Annotated in this window: 5 protein-coding genes; all 5 read right to left on the bottom strand. The window is 56.7% G+C overall.

The annotated features are described in order from the left end of the window. Positions 1 to 422, bottom strand: a 422-nt coding sequence (locus tag ACXJ5O_RS20965) for an FAD-dependent oxidoreductase (RefSeq protein ID WP_457301577.1), incomplete at its 3' end; no start/stop codon positions are given. Further along, on the bottom strand, positions 419 to 1,198 hold the full coding sequence (locus ACXJ5O_RS20960; protein ID WP_457301576.1) for a carbon-nitrogen hydrolase family protein: 780 nt from the start codon (positions 1,196 to 1,198) through the stop codon (positions 419 to 421). The genes ACXJ5O_RS20965 and ACXJ5O_RS20960, both read right to left, overlap by 4 nt. Beyond that, positions 1,195 to 1,995, bottom strand: a complete 801-nt coding sequence (locus ACXJ5O_RS20955; RefSeq protein ID WP_457301575.1) for an ABC transporter permease — start codon at positions 1,993 to 1,995, stop codon at positions 1,195 to 1,197. Before ACXJ5O_RS20955 ends, ACXJ5O_RS20960 begins: the two co-directional genes overlap by 4 nt. Further along, the gene (locus tag ACXJ5O_RS20950; RefSeq protein WP_457301574.1) at positions 1,992 to 2,846 is read right to left on the bottom strand and encodes an ABC transporter permease; all 855 of its coding nucleotides are present in this window, start codon (positions 2,844 to 2,846) and stop codon (positions 1,992 to 1,994) included. Before ACXJ5O_RS20950 ends, ACXJ5O_RS20955 begins: the two co-directional genes overlap by 4 nt. Then, positions 2,843 to 3,880, bottom strand: a complete 1,038-nt coding sequence (locus ACXJ5O_RS20945; protein ID WP_457301578.1) for an ABC transporter ATP-binding protein — start codon at positions 3,878 to 3,880, stop codon at positions 2,843 to 2,845. Before ACXJ5O_RS20945 ends, ACXJ5O_RS20950 begins: the two co-directional genes overlap by 4 nt. Positions 3,881 to 3,902: the final 22 nt, after the last annotated feature.

The raw sequence follows: 3,902 nt of genomic DNA, 5'->3' as shown, positions 1-3,902 counted from the left end.
GCGTCCGCCTGGTAGCACGCTGCCTTGACATGATCGCGATTAAGGATCGGAACCATGTCAATGGCTCGATCGATATCAATCGCCTCTATTCCAACGCCATTGCGGACAAAGTCTTCGCAAGCCTCAACGCCATCGTCGCCTGCGACGGTTAGAGACCCGCGCCCGGTCAGCAACGGCGCTGGAAAAAGGCCGACATCGCGCTGTTGGAAAAGCGGTGCGCTGGCTTGGTTGAGTCCACGAATAACATCATTGCCGTAGTTAGGAAGGAAGATGGCGGCAGAGCGACCGGTCGAGTGATATCCAGGCTGGGTTTCACGTTCAAGAATCACGACCCTATGTGTGTCGGCCAATGCGGCTGCGACACCCACACCGGCGATGCCCGCGCCAATCACAAGGACATCAGTTTCGATTATTTCGGTCATGCTGAACCCCGGTCTTTGAGGTAGGGATTGCCGGTGATGGATATGGCGAAGGCGCCAGGATCGATCTCCGCAAAAATTAAACTTTCCGCGTCATCGCTACAGGCCGCGATCAGGCTGCCATCGGGCGCGGCAATCCGTGAGTTTCCAGCAAACGTAAATCGTTCGTCAGCTCCGGCATGATTGATGTAGGCGACGAAGATTTGGTTCTCGAAGGCGCGGGTTTGGATCATGTGATTGGCGATGAATGTTCCAGATGGGCCGGCAGGGAGAGCTGTCGGCACAAGCACGGCGTCGACACCGGCAAGGGCGAGCCGGCGGACGTTCTCTGGGAATTCTACATCGTAGCAGATCAGCATGCCGAGCTTCAGACCGCTCAATTCGACAATACAACTAGCGGGCGTTTCCGGCTTGAAGAGTGATCGCTCATAGTCGCCGTAAAGATGTGATTTGCGGTAGATCGCAGGTGTGGCATGACCATCGATAAATGCCGCACTGTTATAAACGTCCGCGCCAACACGCTCCGCAAAACCCGCAACGATGGCGATGTTATTTGCCGACGAAATGGCTTGCAATGACTTGATCTGATCGCCGTTCGCCGTTTCAGCCAATGCGACGATTGCATCTCCTGCGCCATAACCCGTGATGCAAAGTTCTGGCGTAATCAAAAGGTCAGCACGGCCTCGAGCCGCCTCAGCAGCCGCTCGTTCTATGCGTGCAAGATTGGCTCGAACATTGCCGGAGACCGATTGCATTTGCAGAGCTGCGAGACGTATCATGGTTCATCCGATGCCATTGCACCGAGCAGCTTGGGCAGATCGCCGAACTTCGCAACCAATGAGAAGATCACAGCGGCGGTGAAGACGAAAAGGATAGTCACTGAAGCCATGGTTGGTGTGTAACCGTATCGTAGCGCGTTGAAGATCTTGATCGGCAGCGTTTCCAGGGTGAAGCCAACAGTCATGTACGCGACGATATATTCGTTGAGCGATAACACGAAGGCGAAAGCATAGCCTGATACGAGATAGGGCAGGATCAGCGGCAGCACGACAGTGCGGAAAATGGTTCTGTCATTAGCACCCATCGTGGCCGCGGCCTCGACAAACGAACGGTCGATAGCGGAGAAGCCGAGGGACAAGGTGACCAATGGCAGAGTAACGAAAAAGATCGCGTGGCCGATGACCGCAGTCCAAGGCTGACCATAGAAACCTGTCGTCGCCCAGAAGGTCAGCAGCCCGAGTGCCGTGATAACCGGAGGCAGGGTGAATGGCGCGATGCCGAGCACCTGGAAGATGTTCGCCCACGGCGCGATGCGACGCCAAAGAAACCACGACAGCGGGAGGGCAATCAGGACGGCCAAGGCGGCGGAGGTTGTGGCCAGAATCACCGAAGCGACAAGGGCCGCACGCCATTCGGGATTGGTAAAGATCTCGCCATACCAGCTGAGGGAAAAGCCTTGCGGTGGGAACGCCAGAGTTTGCTTTGCATTGACCGATACGCCAGCCACGACGATCAGCGGCAAGCTGAGGAAAAGCCCAATGAGCAGGAAGTAAAATCGCTTGAGCCAGTTGATCACGCTTTTTCCCCCTTACGGCCGATAAGCAGTGTTAGCGCTACAAGACCGAGTGTCACAAGCACGAGAAATACCGCCATGGCGGCCGCAAAAGGCATGTTCGATTGATAGATTGCCTGATCGGTGATGAGCACCGAAAGCGTCCAATGTTGCGGACGCCCCAGAATTTGCGGCAACAGGTACGAACCGAGTGCGAAGATGAACACCATAATGAGAGTTGCCATGACGGTATTGCGCAGGGCAGGCACCAGTACATTGAAGAATGCGCGGATTGGCGAGGAACCAAGCGTTCGTGCTGCTTCCATCAAGGTTGGATCAAGGCGAACGATGGCCGGGTAGAGCACGAGGATCGTATAGGGCAAAGCTTGATAGACCATACCTGTCAGCACGGCGCCGAAACTCGGGAACAGCGCGACGGGCTGCTCAAGAAGCCCGATCCTTACGAGCAAATTGCTGAGGCCCGCCGTGCGCGAGAGCAACGTTGACCAGGCAAACCCGATAATCACCTCCGACAGCGAAAGCACGGAGAKAAGTCCAACAAGCCAGATCACCTGCAAGCGCCGTGTCAGCCGCGAAAGCAGGTAAGTGAAGGGCAGTGCCAGCACGACGCAGCAGATCGCGACGGTCACTGCAAGCATCAGTGAAAAGCCGAGTACGCCCCCGAAGAACGCGGTGAGGAAGCGCTCATAGTTGGAGAAGACGAATGCCGGCGTGTAGAAGCCGCCTTCCTGCCTCTGAAAGAAGCTGACGGCAATCATCGTGCCAAAAGGCACAACGAAGAGAATGAGCAGCATGCCGGCAGGAAAGAACAGGGGCCCATAATCGGCGATGGATTGAGGTGTTTCGCGCTTCATTGCTTCAGCACCACGCAGACATCGGGGGACAGAACGATACCTACTGCCTGGCCCGCAGTAACCTCGGGCCGTTCGCGTGGGGTTGATACGGCAATGATCTGCTGGCCGCCCGCTTCGACAAAGGTTTCGATTGTGCCGCCGAGATCGCGGACGAACGTGACCGTTCCATCGATCGCGCCGTTGCCAGGTGCTGTCAGGTGGACGTCTTCGGGACGCACCGAAATCGTGGCCTTCTGTGCGCCGGCGGGCATGGCAATGCCTTGAACCCGATGGCCGAATATGGTCGCCGCACCGGAACTGTCGACTTGAGTTTCGATCAGATTTGTCGAGCCGATGAAATCCGCAACGAATGTATCGGCAGGCTTGCGGTAAATTTCGATCGGTGAGGCCGCTTGCCTGATATGCCCGCCATTCATGACCACGACCGCATCTGCCATGGTCATCGCCTCGCGCTGATCATGGGTCACGACGATGGTCGTGATCCCCAGCTTTTGCTGAAGCTGCCGTAGTTCCACTTGCATGGCTTCGCGCAACTTTGCGTCCAGCGCAGAGAGCGGCTCGTCGAGCAGGAAGATCTTCGGCGACAGCGCCAGAGCCCGGGCAATAGCAACGCGTTGACGTTGGCCACCGGATAACTTCGACACCGGCCGGTCGCCATAACCGGACAAATGGATGAGGGTGAGCAATTCGTCGACGCGTTTTTTCTGCTCTTCGCGGGATGCTCCGCGAATGCGCAGCGGATAAGCGATGTTCTCGCCGACACTGAGATGCGGAAACAGCGCCAGCGATTGAAACACCATTCCAAGATTCCGCTTGTGCGTCGGGACGTCCGTAATATCGGCTCCGTCGAGCACGATAGTGCCATTCGTTGGGTCTTCCAGTCCGGCGATCATGCGCAACAGCGTGGTCTTGCCGCAACCGGATGGTCCAAGCAGGCAAACAAAGGTACCGTGCGGCACCGACAGATGCACATTGTCGACCGCGGTGAATGCGCCGAATTGCTTGGTGACATTGTTCAAAACCAGTCCGGACATAAGTCCCCCGTCTCTTTGGTTG

The organism is Phyllobacterium sp. P5_D12, assembly GCF_054049495.1.
The sequence above is the reverse complement of the archived record's forward strand: the minus strand, read 5'-3'. Positions and strand labels throughout refer to the sequence as shown.

What these genes read in the sequence shown, in the direction of transcription:
- ACXJ5O_RS20960 (WP_457301576.1), bottom strand. Translation starts at nt 1,198, where the DNA reads ATGATACGTCTCGCAGCTCTGCAAATGCAATCGGTCTCCGGCAATGTT.
- ACXJ5O_RS20945 (WP_457301578.1), bottom strand. Translation starts at nt 3,880, where the DNA reads ATGTCCGGACTGGTTTTGAACAATGTCACCAAGCAATTCGGCGCATTC.